The sequence below is a fragment of the Apilactobacillus xinyiensis genome (assembly GCF_019656235.1).
In the GTDB taxonomy this organism is placed as follows: Bacteria; Bacillota; Bacilli; order Lactobacillales; family Lactobacillaceae; genus Apilactobacillus; species Apilactobacillus xinyiensis.
In genome coordinates, this window is record NZ_BPLL01000044.1 from 1 (window position 1) to 4532 (window position 4532).

4 protein-coding genes are annotated in these 4532 nt (G+C 33.9%); all 4 read right to left on the reverse strand.

The window, feature by feature from the left end; all coding sequences use genetic code 11:
- Nucleotides 1-206: 206 nt before the first annotated feature.
- Complete coding sequence (locus tag K5Q11_RS07445) at nucleotides 207-821, reverse strand: SAP domain-containing protein (protein ID WP_220752415.1); 615 nt, start codon at nucleotides 819-821, stop codon at nucleotides 207-209.
- A 9-nt stretch (nucleotides 822-830) separates the two neighbouring features.
- Nucleotides 831-1277, reverse strand: coding sequence for an ASCH domain-containing protein (locus K5Q11_RS07450; RefSeq protein WP_220752417.1), 447 nt, complete (start codon nucleotides 1275-1277; stop codon nucleotides 831-833).
- A gap of 178 nt (nucleotides 1278-1455) precedes the next feature.
- Complete coding sequence (locus tag K5Q11_RS07455; protein ID WP_220752419.1) at nucleotides 1456-2868, reverse strand: MFS transporter; 1413 nt, start codon at nucleotides 2866-2868, stop codon at nucleotides 1456-1458.
- A gap of 102 nt (nucleotides 2869-2970) precedes the next feature.
- On the reverse strand, nucleotides 2971-4218 hold the full coding sequence (locus K5Q11_RS07460; RefSeq protein ID WP_220728773.1) for a hypothetical protein: 1248 nt from the start codon (nucleotides 4216-4218) through the stop codon (nucleotides 2971-2973).
- Nucleotides 4219-4532: the final 314 nt, after the last annotated feature.

Here is a 4532-nt window from a genome sequence, read left to right on the forward strand (position 1 = left end):
TTGAATATCGAAATCATTCCATGAAATTAAATATTTAATTTAGTAATAATTGTCTAACTTTTTTAAGGCACTTCACACTACTACCACCATAATTACCCATTCCCACTAGCAGAATGGTAAACGGAATGAAAAAGATAGCGATGCTGAGCAAAATGTTAAAGATACCCAGATAGATAATGTTTCGATGTTTGATAATTAAACGCTCCTTATTTTTGATATATTTTAATTTCGTCATAATATTTATTTACTAAATCGTCATGATAAACTTTCGGCTGTTTAGAATTTTTAACATGTTGCCATAAAATAGCAGCAACCTTTATCTGATTGTTAAATGAGTTACTAGGTGTACTGTGACAGAAATCCCTAACAAAGTGGTTCCATTGGTAAGTGGATTCTTCATGATTTTTACGCTCTAAGGGTACTTGCATTTGTTGAATCAAATCGCCAACAGTTATTTGAGTATCATTCTCTACTTCAGCATTACGCTTAATCACAGCCATTGACTTTTTAAAACTAAATTTTTGCACGTGAAAATAATTAGCAAAAAATTGTCGTGCAGCCTGATTAAAACTAAACCCCGGATCCAATAATTTAGTTGTTAAACTAATTTCATCAGCAGTTAATTGATGCCTGCTTTTATTGTGGTTAGGACGTTTAGCATGTATTTGATTAGCTGGAGCGCCACTTAAGAATTGTTCGAGATAATTATTTAACTCGGCTTTGGTTCCATAGGTCGGTAATTTATACTGTCGGCATAGTTGAACTAGTTCAGTTTTGTAAAAATATTGTTGATGATACGCTTCTAAGGTTAATTTTTTCATATTAGTTGCCTATTTAGGATAAACCACATGAAATTTTTCTAATACCATCATGGCAGTTTCCGGATTAAAGTTTTTTCCCGCAGCTGCATATTCGTTCTCAAAGAAATCATTATGCACACGTTTCCAATATGCAAAACTACGATCGCCTTCACCTTCTTGATAGGCATGTTGATCGTCGACTGAACGGTAAGGAGTAATAATTACATCATCAGTTTTAGTTACACAAATAGGTTCATCACGACTATTTAAAATTACATCATAAGCACCAACTTTAGGCAGTGGCTCATTAGGTTCATACAAATCATATGCACTAGTAGTGGCAGTTTTAATTCCAGTTTGAACTAAATCAGCTAAATGGTCAGCATCTACGCCAAATTGGTAACTACTTTGTAATACAGTATTCTCTGTTAAGTTTAAAGCTTGTTTTGCTTGTTCAAAAAATTGTTCAGGATTCATTATTGTGACTCCTTAGTATTTGGTATGTAGCTTAATTGTACAATACACGCATCCCATTTAAAATATTAAATCAATTATCATTTATTGATTTTAACCATCCTTATCATCATACTCATTATTTACAATAAAAAAGCCCCATACACAATCTAGGATTTGTGTGGGACTTTTAGACGGTAAACTATTGATTTTGAACATTCTTATGATGGTGCATTAACCAGATTAACATTACCATAACGATTAACATGATAATTGCGGCAATCCAGTAAGTGAAATGCATCCCGAACAAGAACCAGTCATCATGGCCAAATGGATAAGTAGTAATTGAACGGTGGGCTTTGAAACTCATTCCAGTATAGAGTAGGGATGTAGCTAGTGATAGTCCAACTGTAAAACCAATGTTACGACTTAGGGCGAGCACTGAACCAGCCACGCCTTGTTGATCTTTACGGGCATTTTCCATAACCATCGGATTGTTTTGAAACAGCCCATTGGCAGTGGAAAAGATGACAAAGCCTAATAATAAGATTGCTAGTGGCCATTCTGGACGAACGATTGCAAATAAAACTTCAGCAATTACGAAGATAATAGAAGCTCGCAAGGACATCTTAACGGCACCGTATTTATCACATAAAACGCCACCTAAGTAAGCTGTGAATACGTTAACTACCGGTAGCACACTCATGATGAATCCAGTTTGTGATGGTGAGAATTTCAAATTATCTTGAATATAAAATGGCAATAATACGTTATTGAAATAAATAATGATGTACATGAACATTAACGCCACAATACTAATGGTAAAACCGGGATTTTTAAATAGTGATAAATCTAAAATAGGTTCCTCAACGTGTCGCTCAATATGAATAAAGGCAATCGCAAGGATGGCCGTAATGATAAAGGCGATGATAATTCCTGGATTATGGAAACCAATTTCTTGACCAGTAAAAATGGTGATAAAGAATATCCCAATCGCGAGGGCTAAAGTGATAAAGCCTAAATAATCAATTTGTAACTTAGGACGTTCATTTGACTTATTAGGTTTATGATAGACAAATTCACCAAAGATAAAGGCTGCAATCCCAATTGGCACGTTGAATAGAAAAATCCAATTCCAACTAGCAACGGATAAAATAATTCCAGCTACTGCCGGACCGGCAATATAACCTAATTGACCAATGGTCGTGTTGATTCCTAAGGCTTTACCACGTGAACCAAATGGCACTGATTCCGTAATAATTCCCATATTAGTGGCCATGGTCATGGAAGCACCGAGCCCTTGCAGACAACGTGCGACTAATAAGACGGTTAAATTAGTGCTAATTCCACAAATCAATGAACTAATGGTAAATACCAGGGTCCCAATTTGAAAAATACGTGCTTTGCTGAGTTGATCACCTAGCTTACCAAATAGTATTAATGACATACATATTAATACTAGGTAGGCTGAAGAAATCCATTCAGCTTGGTTCATCGGTACCTGTAAATCTTTAGAAATTTGTGGTAGTGCCGTATTTACGATACTCATATCCACAGTTCCTAAAAATGAAACAATGGCGACCGACAAAATAATCAACATCTGTTTATGTTTCATTATTTTCACTTCCTTCAGAGATTCAATCCATATTGTATCAAATTATTTTCAATAAAAAACACCCCCAAGTTGAATTATGTCTTTCAACTGGGGATGTATGAATTATTTATTATGCACGACCGTAGCTTCTTGAATGTTTTTCAAGGCAACAGGGTCTTTGAAAACGTTGAATTTAGCAAGTTTACTTTTAACCGTTTTACCGTTAGCAATCATTTCATATTTAGGACCGGTTGAGTTAGTGTATAAACGATCACCAGTCTTATTAGTGAATGACACCACATCGACGAATTGAGTTTCGGGATACCAAGCAATCTCAGCACTATCCAAGTTTACATATTTTTTATTTAGATAGGCGACATCACCGTTAATATTGAACTCACCATAGTAATTCAATTTAAGGGCAGTGTATTTTTGACCTTGGGGTAATTTAACTGTTAAATAATCATTTTTAACTTGGTAGTCGACCTTATCATATTTACCATTTTGATTAAGGGCCTTGAGTGAATTAATTTGTAATCCACTATAGAAATTAAAACTAAGCACGCCATCACTTGGTTTATTCAAATGTACCGTAGTATCAATTTTATTGTCATACATAGTAATGTCGTATGATTTAACCAATTGAGCTTTAACTAGACCATTAGGTTGATAGCTGGTGTAAGAACCGTTATAGCCCATATAGCCAATGATAGATAACAATACCCAACATGATAGGAACATAATCGATTTAGGTTTAAAACGATTGCGTACTACATAGCCGACTTGTCCAATGGCCATCGCAATTAACATAACGGTGAAAGTTTTGAACCATTCCGCATCGTTAAAAATGTGTCCACCATTAAGTGTGGTCCCATTATAAAAATCTAAAATATTATAGATGTGCATGTTGTCATGATCTAGAAAATTAATAACATAAATTAATAGGTTAACGACTAGCGAAGTTCCTAAGGTATACTTCTTATTAGCTTCACCAGCTAAAGCATTAATTAAAATAGTGATGGCAATAGCGACACTACTTACCTTTAATACTAGTTGAATAATACTGATGAAATTGTTAATAAATAGGAAGCTACTATCTGTTTTGGCAAAAAATAAAATAATTACAAATAACAAAATGGTAGAAATACCAGTGTTAATACCAACTTTTTGCGCAATATGGCGATTTACAGGGCTAACCTTTAAGCCTTGATAAGTAAAGAACACATTACTAAGGCCCAGTAAAGCGACTGCAAACGATAAAATCGGACTTACTACGCTCGTGTCATGGTCGATTAGCAATAATCCCGTACTAATGACTACTAATAATAGCAAGTACAAATAGTACGCGAGCTTATTAAATTGTTTAAACATATATCACCTAATCCTTGTTTTCTGATATTTACACTTTTAAAAGACTACCACAAGTTGTGATTTTGTTCAATTTTTGGGATGATTATTGACGTTAGAAATATTGATGAGTTAGTTTTATGTTTTTTAAAATGCTTATTATAAAAAACTATTAGTCTGCAAAGGACTAATAGCTTTTTTTGAAATGATTGATAATAAACATTCTTAATCCTTATCAATTTTTTCTTTTGTAATATCTTCTGTACCGCCTTAAAAAAGTTAGACATAATATCTAATTTTTTAAGGCGGTTTTTTTATGTCAAAATATTCAACTAAAA

Excerpts from the sequence above, each read along its gene's own strand:
- K5Q11_RS07445 (WP_220752415.1), bottom strand. The coding sequence starts at position 821 with ATGAAAAAATTAACCTTAGAAGCGTATCATCAACAATATTTTTACAAA.
- K5Q11_RS07450 (WP_220752417.1), bottom strand. The coding sequence starts at position 1,277 with ATGAATCCTGAACAATTTTTTGAACAAGCAAAACAAGCTTTAAACTTA.
- K5Q11_RS07455 (WP_220752419.1), bottom strand. The coding sequence starts at position 2,868 with ATGAAACATAAACAGATGTTGATTATTTTGTCGGTCGCCATTGTTTCA.
- K5Q11_RS07460 (WP_220728773.1), bottom strand. The coding sequence starts at position 4,218 with ATGTTTAAACAATTTAATAAGCTCGCGTACTATTTGTACTTGCTATTA.